General features: G+C 56.4%; 15 protein-coding genes. 5 read left to right on the plus strand and 10 right to left on the minus strand.

Going from position 1 to position 16,702, the window contains the following annotated elements; all coding sequences use genetic code 11:
• Positions 1-38 precede the first annotated feature (38 nt).
• The 8 genes from FHC51_RS00770 to syd all read right to left on the minus strand — a co-directional run bounded on the left by FHC51_RS00770 (position 39) and on the right by syd (position 8,548).
• Positions 39-1,178 carry a glycerate kinase gene (locus FHC51_RS00770; protein WP_114385846.1) on the minus strand — a complete coding sequence of 380 codons (1,140 nt, stop codon included), beginning with the start codon at positions 1,176-1,178 and terminating at the stop codon, positions 39-41.
• A gap of 87 nt (positions 1,179-1,265) precedes the next feature.
• Complete coding sequence (gene gudD / locus FHC51_RS00775) at positions 1,266-2,606, minus strand: glucarate dehydratase (protein ID WP_168194507.1); 1,341 nt, start codon at positions 2,604-2,606, stop codon at positions 1,266-1,268.
• A gap of 12 nt (positions 2,607-2,618) precedes the next feature.
• Positions 2,619-3,959, minus strand: coding sequence for an enolase C-terminal domain-like protein (locus FHC51_RS00780; RefSeq protein ID WP_103822956.1), 1,341 nt, complete (start codon positions 3,957-3,959; stop codon positions 2,619-2,621).
• A 2-nt stretch (positions 3,960-3,961) separates the two neighbouring features.
• Complete coding sequence (gene gudP, locus FHC51_RS00785) at positions 3,962-5,314, minus strand: galactarate/glucarate/glycerate transporter GudP (protein WP_103822716.1); 1,353 nt, start codon at positions 5,312-5,314, stop codon at positions 3,962-3,964.
• Between the two features lie 484 nt (positions 5,315-5,798).
• Positions 5,799-6,248 (minus strand): flavodoxin, encoded by a 450-nt coding sequence (locus tag FHC51_RS00790; RefSeq protein WP_220434705.1) that lies wholly within the window; start codon positions 6,246-6,248, stop codon positions 5,799-5,801.
• 3 nt (positions 6,249-6,251) lie between these two features.
• Positions 6,252-7,046, minus strand: coding sequence for a tRNA pseudouridine(65) synthase TruC (gene truC, locus FHC51_RS00795; protein ID WP_114316896.1), 795 nt, complete (start codon positions 7,044-7,046; stop codon positions 6,252-6,254).
• The gene (locus FHC51_RS00800; protein ID WP_220434706.1) at positions 7,043-7,369 is read right to left on the minus strand and encodes a YqcC family protein; all 327 of its coding nucleotides are present in this window, start codon (positions 7,367-7,369) and stop codon (positions 7,043-7,045) included. Before FHC51_RS00800 ends, truC begins: the two co-directional genes overlap by 4 nt.
• A 633-nt stretch (positions 7,370-8,002) precedes the next feature.
• Positions 8,003-8,548 carry a SecY-interacting protein gene (gene syd / locus FHC51_RS00805; RefSeq protein ID WP_220434707.1) on the minus strand — a complete coding sequence of 182 codons (546 nt, stop codon included), beginning with the start codon at positions 8,546-8,548 and terminating at the stop codon, positions 8,003-8,005.
• 68 nt (positions 8,549-8,616) lie between these two features.
• On the opposite strand from syd, the gene queF reads away from it, so the two are divergent.
• The 5 genes from queF to xni all read left to right on the plus strand — a co-directional run bounded on the left by queF (position 8,617) and on the right by xni (position 15,081).
• The gene (gene queF, locus FHC51_RS00810) at positions 8,617-9,459 is read left to right on the plus strand and encodes an NADPH-dependent 7-cyano-7-deazaguanine reductase QueF (protein WP_114385843.1); all 843 of its coding nucleotides are present in this window, start codon (positions 8,617-8,619) and stop codon (positions 9,457-9,459) included.
• A gap of 116 nt (positions 9,460-9,575) precedes the next feature.
• Complete coding sequence (gene ppnN / locus FHC51_RS00815; RefSeq protein WP_103822722.1) at positions 9,576-10,940, plus strand: nucleotide 5'-monophosphate nucleosidase PpnN; 1,365 nt, start codon at positions 9,576-9,578, stop codon at positions 10,938-10,940.
• Positions 10,941-11,489: 549 nt separating this feature from the next.
• A complete protein-coding gene (locus FHC51_RS00820) occupies positions 11,490-12,779 on the plus strand; it encodes an HAAAP family serine/threonine permease (RefSeq protein ID WP_220434708.1) in 1,290 nt (429 codons plus the stop codon).
• 63 nt (positions 12,780-12,842) lie between these two features.
• The gene (locus FHC51_RS00825; protein WP_220434709.1) at positions 12,843-14,210 is read left to right on the plus strand and encodes an L-serine ammonia-lyase; all 1,368 of its coding nucleotides are present in this window, start codon (positions 12,843-12,845) and stop codon (positions 14,208-14,210) included.
• Between the two features lie 112 nt (positions 14,211-14,322).
• Complete coding sequence (gene xni / locus FHC51_RS00830; protein WP_220434710.1) at positions 14,323-15,081, plus strand: flap endonuclease Xni; 759 nt, start codon at positions 14,323-14,325, stop codon at positions 15,079-15,081.
• 91 nt (positions 15,082-15,172) lie between these two features.
• On the opposite strand, the gene rlmM is transcribed toward xni, so the two are convergent.
• A complete protein-coding gene (gene rlmM, locus FHC51_RS00835; RefSeq protein WP_114385840.1) occupies positions 15,173-16,273 on the minus strand; it encodes a 23S rRNA (cytidine(2498)-2'-O)-methyltransferase RlmM in 1,101 nt (366 codons plus the stop codon).
• Positions 16,266-16,661: a DUF423 domain-containing protein gene (locus FHC51_RS00840; RefSeq protein WP_039029918.1), complete on the minus strand. Its 396-nt coding sequence runs from the start codon at positions 16,659-16,661 to the stop codon at positions 16,266-16,268. Before FHC51_RS00840 ends, rlmM begins: the two co-directional genes overlap by 8 nt.
• Between the last annotated feature and the right edge of the window lie 41 nt (positions 16,662-16,702).

Genomic DNA, 16,702 nt, shown 5'->3' on the forward strand with positions numbered 1-16,702 from the left:
GGCCCCTCTCCCGACAGGAAGAGGGGGAACAGAAGGGATTACAGCCCCCTTCCCACTTTTAATACGGCGGCAATATTGCGGGCCGCCATCCGCACATTTTCTTCGGCATCTTCCAGCGCCTCTTCCAGCGTGCAGACGGTATAAATCACGCTGAATACCGCGTCGATGCCATGGTCGTGCACCACGCCGACATCCGCCGTCAGGCTGCCCGCCAGGCCAATGACCGGTTTATTGTAGCGTTTGGCAATCTTCGCCACCCCTACCGGCACTTTGCCATGAACGGTCTGGCTGTCGATCCGCCCTTCGCCGGTGATCACCAGATCGGCATCGGCCACCAGGCCGTCGAGATTGAGCGCATCGGTGACGATTTCAATACCCTGACGCAGCTGCGCACCGCAGAACGCGTACAACGCCGCGCCCATACCGCCCGCCGCGCCGCCACCCGCCAGCCCGAGGACGTCAACGTCAAGGTCGCGGGCGATGATCCGGGCATACTGCGTCAGCGCGCGATCGAGGCGCACGATCATCTCTGAGGTTGCCCCCTTCTGCGGACCAAACACGGCGGTAGCGCCGTTGTCGCCGGTCAGCGGGTTGGTGACGTCGCATGCCACCTCAATGCGGCACGACGTCAGCCGTTTATCCAGACCACTGATATCGATACGAGCCAGCCTTTCCAGTTCACCGCCGCCGGGACCGATGGCGTGACCCTGTTCGTCCAGCAGCTTCGCGCCAAGCGCCTGCACCATCCCTGCGCCGCCATCGTTGGTGGCGCTGCCGCCAATCCCAATGATGATATGTTTTACGCCTGCATCCAGGGCATGGCGGATCAGCTCCCCGGTTCCCCAGGAGGTGGTTTTCAGCGGATTGCGCTGGGCCGGGGGAACCAGCTCCAGACCGCTGGCCGCCGCCATCTCGATAAATGCGCTTTTTCCATCGCCGGAGCGGCCATAAAAACCGTCAACATGCTCGCCGAGCGGCCCCGTTACGCGTACCTGAATAATTTCACCCTGGGTGGCGGCGACCATCGCTTCCACGGTGCCCTCCCCACCATCGGCAACCGGCAGTTTCACGTACTCCGCCGTGGGGAAAATCTCGCAAAATCCTTGCTCTATCGCCGTTGCCACTGCCAGGGCACTCAGGCTCTCTTTGTAAGAGTCCGGTGCGATCACTATTTTCATAAGCCGTCCTTACGCATGTTGACTACCATAAGCATACACCCGTCACGCAAGAGAAAATGCCGACTCCCGCAGGAACCGGCACCGGACTTAACGCACCATGCAAGGGCGTTTGTTGTTGAAGGTCCACTCCGGAATCAGGTACTGCATCGCCATCGCGTCGTCGCGTGCGCCCAGACCGTGCTGCAGATAGAGCTCGTGCGCCTTCATCACCTGATCCATATCCAGCTCCACGCCCAGACCCGGCGTGGTTGGCACCTGCACCATACCGCCCTTGATTTCGTACGGCTGTTTGGTCAGGCGCTGGTTGCCCTCCTGCCAGATCCAGTGGGTGTCGATGGCGGTGATGTTGCCCGGCGCGGCCGCGGCCACGTGGGTGAACATCGCCAGCGAGATATCAAAGTGGTTATTGGAGTGCGAGCCCCAGGTCAGGCCGAACTCGTGACACATCTGCGCCACGCGCACCGAGCCCTGCATGGTCCAGAAGTGCGGATCCGCCAGCGGGATATCCACCGACTGCAACGACAGGGTATGACCCATCTGACGCCAGTCGGTGGCGATCATATTGGTGGCGGTTGGCAGACCGGTGGCACGGCGGAACTCGGCCATCACTTCACGTCCGGAGAAGCCCTGCTCGGCACCGCACGGATCTTCCGCATAGGCCAGCACACCCTTCAGACGTTTACCGATGCGGATCGCCTCATCCAGCGACCAGGCCCCGTTTGGATCGAGGGTGACGCGCGCCTGTGGGAAGCGTTTCGCCAGCGCAATGATCGATTCGGCTTCTTCTTCACCCGCCAGCACGCCGCCCTTCAGTTTGAAATCGTTAAAGCCGTACTTCTCGTAGGCCGCTTCCGCCAGACGGACCACCGCATCAGGGGTCATCGCCTCTTCATGGCGCAGGCGATACCAGTCGCACTGCTCATCCGGCTGGCTCTGGTACGGCAGCGGGGTCAGCTTGCGGTTGCCGACGAAGAACAGGTAGCCCAGCATCTCAACTTCTGTGCGCTGCTGCCCATCACCCAGCAGGGAGGCGACGTTAACGCCCAGATGCTGACCCAGCAGATCGAGCATCGCCGCTTCAATACCGGTCACCACGTGAATAGTGGTGCGCAGGTCGAAGGTCTGCAAACCGCGGCCACCCGCGTCACGGTCGGCAAATTCGTTACGTACGGCGTTAAGAACGTTTTTATAGGCGCCGAGGGTTTGCCCCACCACCAGCGGGATCGCCTCTTCCAGTGTTTTACGGATCTTCTCGCCACCCGGGATTTCACCTACCCCGGTGTGACCGGAGTTATCTTTGATGATCACAATATTACGGGTGAAGAACGGGGCATGGGCGCCGCTCAGGTTCATCAGCATGCTGTCATGGCCAGCAACCGGGATAACCTGCATGGAGGTCACAACAGGAGTAGTAAACGTGCTCATAATTCCATCCTTTAATCAGTGGCGACCGAACGCCGGGCGTTTACGGTCAAAGGTCCAGCCGGGGATAAGGTACTGCATTGGGCCTGCGTCATTACGCGCGCCGCCTGGCAGTTTCTTATACGCCTCATGCGCTTTGTGGATCTGATCCCAGTCAAGTTCCACGCCAAGCCCCGGTGCATCAGGTACGGCAATCTTGCCGTGTTTAATTTCGAGTGGATTTTTGGTCAGGCGCGCTTCGCCTTCCTGCCAGATCCAGTGGGTGTCGATAGCGGTCGGTGTGCCCGGTGCGGCAGCGCCAACATGGGTAAACATCGCCAGCGAAATATCAAAGTGGTTGTTGGAGTGGCAACCCCAGGTCAGGCCCCAGTCATCGCACAGCTGCGCCACCCGTACCGCGCCGGAAAGGGTCCAGAAGTGCGGGTCCGCCAGCGGAATATCGACCGCGTTGAGCATGACGGCGTGCCCCATCTCGCGCCAGTTGGTGGCGATCATGTTGGTCGCCACCGGCAGGCCCGTGGCGCGGCGGAACTCCGCCATCACCTCACGGCCAGAGAAGCCCTGCTCGGCGCCGCACGGATCTTCGGCGTAGGTCAGGACATCGCCCAGCCCTTTGCACAAGGAGATGGCCTCATCCAGCAGCCAGGCGCCGTTGGGATCCACAGTAATGCGGGCATCCGGGAAGCGTTTTTTCAGGGCACGGGCGCTCTCAATTTCTTGCTCGCCCGGCAGAACGCCGCCTTTCAGTTTGAAATCCTTAAAGCCGTAGCGATCCTGCGCGGCTTCCGCCAGACGCACCACCGCCTCACTGGAGAGCGCCTCCTGATGGCGCAGGTGATACCAGTCGTGGCTGCCCGGCGAACGTTCCAGGTAAGGGAGATCGGTTTTGGTGCGATCGCCCAGGTAGAAGAGATAGCCCAGCACGGTGACCGCATCGCGCTGTTTTCCAGGGCCGAGCAGTTCGCACACCGGCACGTTCAGCGCTTTGCCGAGCAGGTCCAGCAGCGCCGCTTCCAGCGCCGCCACCGCATTCACCCGCAGTTCAAAGGTCCATGCGCCTTTGCCGAAGGTATCGAAATCGGCAGACTGGTTGCCTTTGTGCACGCGCTGCACCACTTTGTTGAGGCGCGCCACCTCCTGACCCACCACCTGCGGAATGGCATCCACCAGGGTCTGGTAGATCACCTCGCCGCCTGGCGCTTCACCTACGCCGGTATTCCCGGCGTTATCGGTCAGTACCACGATATTGCGGGTAAACCAGGCGTTATGCGCGCCACCGATGTTCAGCAGCATACTGTCCTGGCCGGCAACCGGGATAACCTTCATTTCAGTGACGACAGGGCTGGATTGCATACTCATCATTAACGCTCCGTAACAGGTTTCAGCTCAATACGTTTGATATCACCCACCAGCACCAGGTAGCTCAGCACCGCCACCAGGGCATGGATACCGACGTAGATCAGCGCCCCGTTAAACGAGCCGGTGGTACCGACGATGTAGCCAATAGCAATCGGAGTCACGATGCCGGAGATGTTGCCGAACATATTGAACAGACCGCCGCTCAGGCCGCTGATCTCTTTCGGCGCGGTATCTGCCATCACCGCCCAGCCCAGCGCACCGATACCTTTACCGAAGAAGGCCATCGCCATAAAGCCGATAATCATCCACTCGGCGTTCACGTAGTTACACATCACCATCGTCATGGAGAGCAGCATACCCAGCACGATTGGCGTTTTACGGGCGATATTCAAAGAGCCAGTACGACGCATCAGCCAGTCGGAAATTACCCCGCCCAGTACGCCGCCGACAAAGCCGCAGATTGCCGGAACGGAGGCGACAAACCCGGCTTTCAGAATTGACATGCCGCGCGCCTGCACCAGATAGACCGGGAACCAGGTGATAAAGAAGTAGGTTAAAGCGTTGATGCAGTACTGGCCGAGATAGATCCCGAGCATCATGCGGGAACCCACCAGCTGTTTGATTTGGCCCAGTTTCTGGCTGAACGGGACTTTCGCTTTGCTGCTCGCCTGATCCATGTTGATCAGCGCGCCGCCTGCGGCGATGTAGTCCAGCTCTTTCTGGTTTACGCCGGGATGCTGGTTCGGTTCGTGGATCACTTTCAACCAGATAAAGCTGATCACAATACCCAGACCGCCCATAAAGAAGAACACGTGCGACCAGCCCACCTCGTGCGTCAACCAGCCCATGATAGGTGCGAAGATGACGGTGGCAAAGTATTGTGCGGAGTTGAAAATGGAGACCGCCGTTCCCCTCTCCTGCGCCGGGAACCAGGCAGCCACGATTCGGCTGTTGCCCGGGAAGGATGGGGCTTCTGCCAGCCCGACGAGGAAGCGCAGGGTAAAGAGCGCGACAATGATGCCAAAGCCGTTAAAGATATCTACAAAGCCCTGCAGCAGGGTAAACATGGACCAGATGAAAATGGACCAGAAATAGACGCGTTTTGAACCGAAGCGATCGAGCAGCCAACCGCCTGGAATTTGGCCGATAACATAGGCCCATGAAAATGCGGAGAAAACATACCCCATACCGACCGGATCCAGCCCGATATCTTTTGCCATTTCTGAACCAGCAATCGACAGGGTGGCGCGGTCGCCATAGTTGAAGGATGTGACGATAAACAGCATCACCACTATCCAGTAGCGGGCGTTAGTACGCTTTTCAGCGCTGCTCGCCGCTTGGCTTAATGAACTCATTCTTGCACTCCTGAATCATAGCGTTTTCGCTACGTTCATTCTGAACAGCTCAACCGTAGGGTAATCAGAATGACGTGTATGTGTTTTTGCAGTTCGAACATGTAGGTCGTTTCGCCTTACTGACTGCATTTTTATTAACTGGCGGAAAAAGTATAAGAAAGGAACCAGGCCCCTCTCACCGTGCAACAACACAACATTGGCAAGGCTCTGTGCGGTTGTTTGTGGCAAAAGCCCAGGACAATGGAAGAGACTTCACGGAAATGAAAACTGCCTGCCCGTAAGGGGGAGGCCAAAGTCAGGGAATAACGGGATTGTGAAACAGGTCGCTTGACGCAGTGAAAATGCCTGCTAATAACCGTGCTTCAGGTGAGGATTTACGGGCGATTGCCCAAAGCTTACTCGATTCAGTTAACTTATACTGGCTGCATGGTCGCTTTGTTAACTGGCAAAGGGTTCTGGCCCTCCGCTCAGGGAGGGCAGGAACTTATTTTAGCAATGTGCCCCACTGTTCAACCCAGGGATTGGATTCGCCTTCCGGCTCAGGGTGTTCAGAGGCGTCAATCATCAGCATCTCACCCACGCGCTGCGCGCTTTGCTCCTGTAACAGAGCGTCGAACAGCTTGCCGCCACCGCAGAAATTCGCGTAAGTGCTGTCACCGAGCGCAATAATGCCGTAACGCATTTCCGGCTGATAACCCAGCTTATCTTTAATTCCCTGGTACAACGGAACAATGCTGTCCGGGAGATCGCCCTGCCCGGTTGTCGAGGTGACCACCAGCGCATACTGGCCCAGGTATTTTTCCCAGTCGGCCAGATCGGGATCTTCATAGACCGTGGCTTTATGGCCCATACCCGCCAGAATCGCTTCGGCCTCTTCTGCCACCAGCAGCGAGTTACCGTACATCGTGCCGACAAAAATTCCGATTACCGCCATGTTTTACTCCCTGATTGAACGCTCGTTCCGATCATCCTGAACGTTGGTTACGTCAAACTCAACCCTTTCATTTTCGGGGAGTTGTCCGCGCCATCCAAACTGTGACAACGCCTGCATCCACACCTCGTCCAGCCCGGCCCGGATCGTCAGCGGCTCGCCGGTAAACGGATGGATAAGTTGCAGCTGGCTGGCGTGTAACATCAGACGATGACAGCCGAAATGCTCTGCGGCGCTGCGGTTTTGCCGCAAGTCGCCATGCTTGCTGTCGCCGATGATCGGATGGCGGAGATGCGCAAGGTGACGTCGCAGCTGGTGCTTACGCCCGGTTTTCGGCTCCAGTTCAATCAGACTATAGCGCGTGGTGGGAAACTTACTGGTGGCAACCGGCATTTCAGTGGTCGCCATGCCGCGATAGTCGGTTACCGCGGGCTGCGGGCCTTTGTCGTCGCGGGCATACTTATCGGCAATTTTATCCAGCTCTTCCGTCAGGGGATAATCGAGCGTGGCGCACTCTGTCAGCCAGCCCCGGACAATCGCATGGTAGCGTTTCTGGATCTGATGCTGCTCAAACTGCTGCGCCAGACGTCGACCGGCCTCGCTGGAGAGTCCCATCAGCAGAACGCCGGAAGTGGGTCTGTCCAGACGGTGGGCAGTGAAGACATGCTGACCGATCTGATCGCGCACCGTCTGCATCACTACCACTTTTTCATCCCGGTCCAGCCAGCTACGGTGCACCAGCCAGCCGGAGGGCTTATTAACGGCAACCAGCCACTCATCCTGATAGAGGATCTCGATCATGCTTCGTCGCCGAAGAGCGTATCCAGCGCCAGCAGCGCGGCCAGCACCGCGTCGCGTGACGGATGGGCAGCGTCCAGCGCCATTTCATAATAGGGCGCTACGGCAAAGCTCTGGGGTAGCGGATGGCCACTATCGAGCAGGGCATGCATGCGGGGAATGAGGACCCATTGCAGCCACTCAAACGGCTCCAGGGTATCCATACAAAAAGGTTGCGTACTCTCAAACACGTCTGGCTGCGGCGCCGTCTCCTGCCACAGCTGATGATCGCGCAGTAAAGCTTCAATGGCGTGCAGTTGCGCGCGCACGTTGTCGTGATGGGTCATGAAAACCTCAACTGAAAATGTGAACGGCGCGCAGCATAGCAAAGACCACGCAGAAATAAAAAAAAGGGAGCACTGTAAAAACAGTGCTCCCGGTTCGTTTCGCAGCAATCCAGCTACTTTTAGTGCTCCCTGCTCATCCGTGACAACTTTTCCTCTGACCCTAAGGTCTGGTCTTCCCTTGACCGCTGCATCCTGCGCACATCGTCCTGATGTGACTGCTTCTTCCTGAAGCGTCCTGGTCTTCCTGACCCACCGGACATCTGTACCGGCTCTCATTCTCCTTCCTGGAGGTGTCCTTCAACGCGTCCTGCATGATCCTCTTGCTTCATCCTGAAGCCTTCCTTGTAGCGTCTTCCTGACGTGTCCTTGTTAAGAAACGTCATCATCCTGATGTTCGTTTCTTGTGTCGGCTTCCTGTCGACGGAGATAGAATCCATGATTCCGCTTCGTCTTACAAGGCACTGCGTAAGCCACATTAAAGAGTTTACGTATCTGTACCAAGCGTTATGAAAGCGCAACAAGATGATAATAAAGTGTTTTTTAAATGACCTGATGTTTTAAACATTCAAGTAATAAGGGCGATCTCTCACAAACTCTGTAAGAGATCTCTCACACGCGCAGTAGTATGCAGGATTACACGACGGGATGAAGGTGATTAAGAAAATCCGCAAGGGAAGCGGAGAGGATCTGACGTTTCTGCGTACCCAGCGTCTCTTTTACCACGTTGCCCGTGAGGTTGCAGACAGAGATAATGTCCATCTCACTGTCGAGCGTGGCGATAAACAACGTTGGCGATAGCTTCAGGCGCTTCTGGGTAACGAGGTGCCCTATCAGGTTCTCCTGCACGCGCAGCAGGTCTTCTTCGCTCCAGGTTTGCAGCAGCGTCATCGCTTCATTATCAAAGCGAGCGCACATATCCCCGGCGAACTGTGTGGTATAGAACGCGTGAACCGGAGGTTGTACCACAATGTCCATGGCACGTTCAATGGCATTTACACTCTGCTCAGCGGTAAAGGGCTGCGGCTGCCAGGTCACGGTATCCCCGGAAGAGGTAATAATGCAGGGTGAAGGTACGCCGTACAGCTCTTCGCTTTGCGGCCATGACGCTTTCTGTTCATGCCAGGCGTCACAGTAACGCGTAGTAAATGCGGTTAACGCAGCAGCAGTCTCTTTATCCACCGGTTTCTCTCTTCATATAAGCCAGGATACACTCAGCCCATAGTTTACCTTTAAAGTGACAATGAAACATGTCTTACGAAAATCATGATGCCTTATCGGGCCTGACGCTGGGCAAAAGCACAGCCTATCGCGACATCTACGATGCCAGCCTGCTACAGGGCGTGCCGCGCAGCCTTAACCGCGATCCGCTGGGCCTGAAGGCCGATGCCCTGCCCTTCCACGGCGGCGATATCTGGACGCTCTATGAGCTCTCCTGGCTTAACGCCCGCGGTTTGCCGCAGGTGGCCGTGGGTCACGTTGAGCTGGATTACACCAGCGTCAATCTGGTGGAGTCCAAAAGCTTTAAGCTCTACCTCAACAGCTTTAACCAGACCCGCTTTGAGAGCTGGGAAGCGGTACAGCGCACTCTGGAGAGGGATTTAAGCGCCTGTGCCCAGGGCAAGGTCACGGTGGCGCTCTACCGGATTGATGAGCTTGAAGGCCAGCCTATCGCCCACTTCCACGGCACCTGCATCGACGATCAAGACATTGAGATCGACAACTATCAGTTTGACACCGCGTGGCTGGAAAAGAGTGCCAGCGGCAAAGTGGTGGAAGAGACGCTGGTCAGTCACCTGCTCAAATCCAACTGCCTGATTACCCATCAGCCTGACTGGGGTTCGGTGCAGATCCAGTATCGCGGGGCAAAAATCGATCGTGAGAAGCTGCTGCGCTACCTGGTCTCCTTCCGTAACCATAACGAGTTCCACGAACAGTGCGTGGAGCGCATCTTCAACGACATTCTTCGTTTCTGCCAGCCGGAGTCGCTCAGCGTCTATGCCCGCTATACCCGACGCGGCGGACTGGATATCAACCCGTGGCGCAGCAATACCGATTTTGTTCCCGCCATTGGTCGGTTAGTGCGTCAGTAAAATAAATAAATTCGCAATCTGCGCGGTATGTTCCGCGCTTTAGGTTGTGAAAGGTCATAAGCCAGGGCTATTGTAATCAACGGGGAAAGACGATAAACGTCCCGTAAGGAGCTCACTTGATTACACATATTAGCCCGCTTGGCTCAATGGATATGTTGTCGCAGCTGGAAGTGGACATGCTCAAGAGCACGGCCAGCAGCGATCTTTATCAATTGTTTCGCAACTGTTCACTTGCCGTTCTGAACTCCGGTAGCCTCACCGACAACAGCAAAGAGCTGCTGTCCCGCTTTGAAAGCTTTGATATCAACGTCCTGCGCCGCGAACGTGGCGTAAAGCTGGAACTGATTAACCCGCCAGAAGAGGCCTTTGTTGACGGGCGCATCATTCGTGCGCTGCAGGCCAACCTGTTTGCGGTGCTGCGCGACATCCTGTTCGTGAACGGCCAGATCAGTAACGCCGGTCGTTTCCAGCATCTGAACCTGGAAAGCTCCGTTCATATCACCAACCTGGTCTTCTCTATCCTGCGTAACGCCCGTGCCCTGCACGTGGGCGAAGCCCCAAGTATGGTGGTGTGCTGGGGTGGTCACTCCATTAACGAAACCGAATATCTCTATGCCCGTCGTGTGGGTACCCAGTTGGGTCTGCGCGAGCTGAACATCTGCACAGGCTGTGGCCCGGGTGCGATGGAAGCGCCGATGAAAGGTGCGGCAGTGGGTCATGCGCAGCAGCGCTACAAAGAGGGGCGCTTCATCGGTATGACCGAGCCATCGATCATCGCCGCTGAACCACCGAATCCGCTGGTTAACGAACTGATCATCATGCCGGACATTGAGAAACGTCTGGAGGCGTTTGTCCGCATCGCCCACGGGATTATCATCTTCCCGGGCGGCGTAGGTACGGCAGAAGAGTTGCTCTATCTGCTGGGCATTCTGATGCATCCGGCTAACCAGGATCAGGTGCTGCCGCTGATCCTTACCGGCCCGAAAGAGAGCGCCGACTACTTCCGCGTACTGGATGAATTCATTGTGCATACGCTGGGCGAAACGGCGCGTCGTCACTATCGCATTATTATTGACGATGCCGCAGAAGTGGCACGCCTGATGAAAAAGGCCATGCCGCTGGTGAAAGAGAACCGCCGTGATACCGGAGATGCCTACAGCTTTAACTGGTCGATCCGTATTTCGCCGGATCTACAGATCCCGTTTGAGCCGTCACATGAAAATATGGCTAACCTGAAGCTCTACCCCGATCAGCCGGTTGAAACACTGGCCGCCGACCTGCGTCGCGCCTTCTCGGGCATCGTGGCCGGTAACGTGAAAGAGGTGGGTATCCAGGCCATTGAGGAGTTTGGTCCCTATAAAATCCATGGCGACCGCGAAATGATGCGCCGCATGGACGATCTGCTGCAGGGCTTTGTCGCCCAGCACCGTATGAAACTTCCGGGCAGCGCCTATATCCCCTGCTACGAGATTTGCGCATAACGCCCCTGCCCGGCTGCGTGTCGGGCACCTTCTCACTCTCTCCCGCCGGGAATGGCCTTCAGCCGCCCGGCTTTTTTATTGCCTTCAGTTACATGGCGTGGCGTCAGACATCACCATAACTTATCTTTTTGCGTTTACGTTATGGCACGCAAACGATTACGTAGATTTTCTAAGCGTGATTTATTAGGTACAAATGCTTTAAATCACGAAAAAATCCTCTAAAACGCCACTTATACAGCGTATGACACCTATATTGCTGGGCTCTCTATCACGCTACATATCGTTAATGATAGCCTTCGCGCCCAGAAATTCGCTGTGATGTTTTCTTAGCAGATAAATGGTCTAAAGATATCCACCTCAAAAGTAGATTATTGCATTTGAGATCGGGATCACTGATAGATCCATTATGAAAATGTATCTTTCCGCCCGCCGATAGTTACGGAGAAAAATTATATAAAAACCGTCACTGAGCGAATTTCATATTACGATTTGTCCTTTTTGCATCGAATTTGACCAGAAACCTGACATTAGCTACTCCTGGAGACACAGATGGAAACCACTCAAACCAGCACCGTTGCTTCGATTGAAACCCGAAGCGGATGGCGTAAAACCGATACCATGTGGATGCTTGGCCTGTACGGCACAGCAATCGGCGCTGGTGTTCTCTTCCTGCCTATTAACGCGGGTGTTGGCGGCTTAATTCCGCTGATCATCATGGCAATCATTGCGTTCCCGATGACCTACTTTGCACACCGCGGCCTGACCCGTTTTGTGCTCTCCGGTAAAAACCCGGGCGAAGACATCACTGAAGTGGTTGAAGAGCACTTCGGGATTGGCGCAGGTAAGCTGATTACCCTGCTCTACTTCTTCGCGATCTACCCAATCCTGCTGGTTTATAGCGTGGCTATCACCAACACCGTTGACAGCTTTATGACCCACCAGCTGGGCATGACGCCGCCACCGCGCGCCATTCTGTCGCTGATCCTGATTGTCGGTATGATGACTATCGTGCGCTTCGGTGAGCAGATGATTGTAAAAGCGATGAGCGTACTGGTGTTCCCGTTCGTTATCGCACTGATGGTGCTGGCCTGCTACCTGATCCCTCAGTGGAACGGCGCAGCGCTGGAAACCCTCTCCCTGAACAGCGCGTCTGCTACCGGTAATGGCCTGTGGATGACCCTGTGGCTGGCAATTCCGGTAATGGTCTTCTCCTTTAACCACTCGCCGATCATCTCCTCCTTCGCCGTGGCGAAGCGTGAAGAGTACGGCCAGGGCGCCGAGAAGAAGTGCTCCAGCATCCTGGCTCGCGCTCACGTGATGATGGTGCTGACCGTTATGTTCTTCGTCTTCAGCTGCGTACTGAGCCTCTCCCCGGCGGATCTGGCGGCCGCGAAAGAGCAGAACATCTCGATTCTCTCTTACCTGGCGAACCACTTTAATGCCCCAGTGATTGCCTGGATGGCGCCAATCATCGCGATTATCGCTATCACTAAATCTTTCCTCGGCCACTACCTGGGCGCGCGTGAAGGTTTTAACGGTATGGTGATTAAATCTCTGCGCGGTAAAGGTAAGAGCATTGAAATCAACAAGCTGAACAAAATCACTGCCCTGTTCATGCTGCTGACCACCTGGGCGGTTGCGACCCTGAACCCAAGCATCCTCGGCATGATCGAAACCCTGGGTGGCCCGGTCATCGCGATGATCCTGTTCCTGATGCCGATGTACGCCATTCAGAAAGTGCCAGCGATGCGTAAATACAGCGGCCAGATCAGCAACGTCTTCGTTGTGGTTATGGGTCTGATTGCTATCTCCGCTATCTTCTACTCGCTGTTCGCGTAATGCCTCCCGCGCCATCTTCGGATGGCGCAATCTACTCCTCTGACGTAAAGCAACGGACGCATCATGATTAGCGTTTTCGATATTTTTAAAATTGGTATTGGTCCTTCCAGCTCGCACACCGTCGGGCCAATGAAAGCAGGTAAACAGTTCACGGACGATCTTATTGCGCGCGGAATACTGCACGACACCACTCGCGTGGTTGTAGATGTCTATGGCTCCCTGTCGCTGACCGGCAAAGGTCACCATACCGATATCGCCATCATTATGGGCCTGGCGGGGAACCTGCCGGATAGTGTTGATATTGACGCCATCCCGGGCTTTATCCAGGACGTTAACACCCATGGCCGACTGCTGCTGGCCAACGGTGAGCATGAAGTTGAATTTCCGGTTGATCGCTGCATGAATTTCCACGCCGACAACCTGTCGCTGCACGAAAATGGTATGCGCATCACCGCGCTGGCAGGCGACAAGGCGATTTACAGCCAAACCTATTACTCTATCGGCGGCGGTTTTATCGTCGACGAAGACCATTTTGGGCAGCCAGAGAGCGCACCTGTCGCGGTGCCGTATCCGTATAAAACGGCTGCCGACCTTCAGCGTCATTGCCAGGAGAGTGGCCTCTCCCTCTCCGGACTGATGATGCAAAACGAGCTGGCGCTACACAGCAAAGAAGAACTGGAACAGCACTTTGCTAACGTCTGGGAAGTGATGCGCGGCGGTATTGAGCGCGGTATCACCACCGAGGGCGTGCTGCCGGGTAAACTGCGTGTTCCGCGCCGTGCTGCGGCCCTGCGTCGTATGCTGGTGAGCAGCGATAAAACCACCAGCGATCCGATGGCGGTGGTGGACTGGATCAACATGTTCGCGCTGGCGGTGAACGAAGAGAACGCCGCGGGAGGCCGCGTGGTAACGGCCCCAACGAACGGTGCCTGCGGTATCGTTCCTGCAGTGCTGGCTTATTACGACAAGTTTATCCGCGAAGTAAACGCTAACTCACTGGCCCGCTATCTGCTGGTGACCAGCGCCATTGGCTCGCTGTATAAGATGAACGCCTCGATCTCTGGCGCCGAAGTGGGCTGTCAGGGCGAAGTGGGCGTGGCTTGCTCCATGGCGGCGGCGGGTCTGGCTGAGCTGCTGGGCGGCAGTCCGACGCAGGTGTGCATTGCGGCAGAAATTGGCATGGAACATAACCTCGGTCTGACCTGCGATCCGGTTGCCGGCCAGGTGCAGGTGCCCTGTATCGAGCGTAACGCGATTGCCTCCGTGAAGGCGGTGAACGCCGCACGTATGGCGCTGCGCCGCACCAGCGAGCCGCGCGTCTGCCTCGATAAAGTGATCGAGACAATGTATGAAACCGGGAAAGATATGAACGCCAAATACCGTGAAACCTCCCGCGGTGGTCTGGCGATGAAGATTGTTACCTGCGACTAAGCCTGAAAAGGAGCCTTGTTTTGCGAGGCTCCTTCCCGTTCTTCCCGCCTCTCGTAGTTTCATGCCGCCGACGGTGTTACCCTTAATCCACTGGATATAAGAGGGATTATCTGTGGCTGTTCATTTGCTTATTGTCGACGCGCTTAATCTTATCCGCCGCATTCATGCGGTACAGGGCACTCCCTGCAAGGATACCTGCCTGCATGCTCTGGAGCAGCTTATTCGTCACAGCCAGCCCAGCCATGCGGTTGCCGTTTTTGATGATGAAGCCCGCAACAGCGGCTGGCGTCACCAGCGCCTGCCGGATTACAAAGCCGGCCGCGCGCCGATGCCGGACGATCTGCACGCCGAAATGCCCGCCATCCGCGCCGCCTTTGAGCAGCGCGGTGTCCCCTGCTGGGGCGCCCAGGGCAACGAAGCCGACGATCTCGCGGCTACCCTGGCGGTAAAAGTGGCCAGCGCAGGCCATCAGGCTACCATTGTCTCGACGGACAAAGGCTATTGTCAGCTCCTCTCCCCCACCATTCGCATTCGTGACTATTTCCAGAAACGCTGGCTCGATGCGCCCTTTATCGCCAGTGAGTTTGGCGTATCCCCCCAGCAGCTGCCGGATTACTGGGGACTGGCGGGGATCAGCAGCTCCAGGGTGCCGGGCGTAGCGGGCATTGGCCCGAAAAGCGCCGCCCAACTGCTGAGTGACTTTCAGGATCTGGAAGGGATCTATGCCCGTCTGGATGAGGTGCCGGAGAAGTGGCGCAAAAAGCTGGAGGCGCACAAAGAGATGGCCTTTATCTGTCGGGACGTGGCGAGATTGCAGACGGATTTACAGCTAGACGGGAATTTGCAGCAGCTCAGGTTAGAGCGAGTGTGACGTCATGCCCGGTGGCGCTGCGCTTACCGGGCCTACGGGACGAGGGTTGTTGTAGGCCCGGTAAGCGTAGCACCACCGGGCGTTGTACAGATTACCGCTCGTCGCGACGACCACCCACGGCAGCCCACCAGCGGCGCACATGCACGGTAACCTCTTCGCGGTCGTGGTACAGCTGACGCGCCTGGATCTCCGCATTGATGCCATGTTCATCAAGCTGGGTCTGGATGTATGCCAGGTTCTGGGAAACCTCTTCGTAGCGCTTTTTCATCGGCAGCTTGAGGTTAAAAATCGCCTCGCGACACCAGCCGTTGACCAGCCAGGTTGCCATCAGCGCGGCCACCTTAGCCGGCTTTTCTACCATATCGCACACCAGCCACGAGATGTTATTGCGGTTCGGACGGTAGCGGAAACCATCCTCGCGCAGCCAGGTCACCTGGCCTGTGTCCATCAGGCTTTGCGCAATCGGGCCGTTATCAATGGAGTAGACCCACATGTTGCGTTTCACCAGCTGATAGGTCCAGCCACCCGGACAGGCCCCCAGATCCACCGCATACATCCCGTTTGCCAGACGCTCATCCCACTCGTCGGCCGGAATAAAGATATGGAACGCCTCTTCCAGCTTGAGGGTGGAACGGCTCGGCGCGTCGGACGGGAACTTAAGACGCGGGATCCCCATGTAAAACGGCGAATTGTTGGTGGTATAGGAATACCCGGCATAACAACAGCCCGGGGCGATAAAGAAGACATGCACCACCGGACGCTTTGGCGTCTCGTAGTTGGTGAGCACGCCGCTGTCACGCAGTGCGGCGCGCAGCGGCACGGTGAATTTGCGGCAGAACTTCATCAGCTCTTTGCTTTCGTTAGTATCGGCCACCTCAACGCGCAGCTCACCGCCCTTCTCCACGACACCCTGCAGCATACCGGCAATAGGGGTAATACGATCCTCTGGCGGCAGATCCTGCAGCAGCTCGCCGGCCACAAACATCTGACGAGCGAAAATCAGCGAACTGAACGGCAGTTCGCGAACCAGTTTATCGGCATCTTCTGGCTGATAGCATTCGAAAACAACGTAGCCCGCATTCTCTTTCACGCGAGCGAAACCAAAGACTTCACGCTTCGCGGCTTTATCAGTAATTTCCGCGGCACACTCTTTTTCAAAGCCCGGGCGACAATATAAGACAACTTTATTCATGAACAACGCCCTTGCGTTTCAGACGGAACGAACCGATTAACATTAAAACCCACCCGACCAGGAAGCTGACGCCGCCCACCGGGGTAACAAACGCCCACAGGCGTAAATGCGACAGCGCAAGGCAATAGAGGCTACCGCTGAACAACACGGTACCCAGCGCCATAAATACGCTGCTCCAGTAAAACCAGATACTGATGCGACGCTGCATCGCCACGGCCAGTCCGAAGATTGCCAGGGTATGAAACGCCTGATATTCCAGACCGGTATGGATCCAGCCCATCTCCACCACACCCAGGGATTTGCGTAATACATGTGCGCCAAAGGCGCCCAGCGCAACAAAAATGAAGCCACTCACCGCGGCAAAAATCAGCATAAAACGGCTGGTCATGTTTCTGTCCTGAAGTTATGCGCGCCCTGCACGCAAAAGAA

The organism is Leclercia sp. EC_58 (assembly GCF_019584355.1).
Classification (GTDB): Bacteria; Pseudomonadota; Gammaproteobacteria; order Enterobacterales; family Enterobacteriaceae; genus Enterobacter.

Coding starts and splice junctions, on each gene's coding strand:
- FHC51_RS00770 (WP_114385846.1), bottom strand. CDS start 1,178: ATGAAAATAGTGATCGCACCGGACTCTTACAAAGAGAGCCTGAGTGCC.
- FHC51_RS00780 (WP_103822956.1), bottom strand. CDS start 3,959: ATGAGTATGCAATCCAGCCCTGTCGTCACTGAAATGAAGGTTATCCCG.
- gudP (WP_103822716.1), bottom strand. CDS start 5,314: ATGAGTTCATTAAGCCAAGCGGCGAGCAGCGCTGAAAAGCGTACTAAC.
- FHC51_RS00790 (WP_220434705.1), bottom strand. CDS start 6,248: ATGGCGGTAATCGGAATTTTTGTCGGCACGATGTACGGTAACTCGCTG.
- truC (WP_114316896.1), bottom strand. CDS start 7,046: ATGATCGAGATCCTCTATCAGGATGAGTGGCTGGTTGCCGTTAATAAG.
- FHC51_RS00800 (WP_220434706.1), bottom strand. CDS start 7,369: ATGACCCATCACGACAACGTGCGCGCGCAACTGCACGCCATTGAAGCT.
- queF (WP_114385843.1), top strand. CDS start 8,617: ATGTCTTACGAAAATCATGATGCCTTATCGGGCCTGACGCTGGGCAAA.
- FHC51_RS00820 (WP_220434708.1), top strand. CDS start 11,490: ATGGAAACCACTCAAACCAGCACCGTTGCTTCGATTGAAACCCGAAGC.
- FHC51_RS00825 (WP_220434709.1), top strand. CDS start 12,843: ATGATTAGCGTTTTCGATATTTTTAAAATTGGTATTGGTCCTTCCAGC.
- rlmM (WP_114385840.1), bottom strand. CDS start 16,273: ATGAATAAAGTTGTCTTATATTGTCGCCCGGGCTTTGAAAAAGAGTGT.
- FHC51_RS00840 (WP_039029918.1), bottom strand. CDS start 16,661: ATGACCAGCCGTTTTATGCTGATTTTTGCCGCGGTGAGTGGCTTCATT.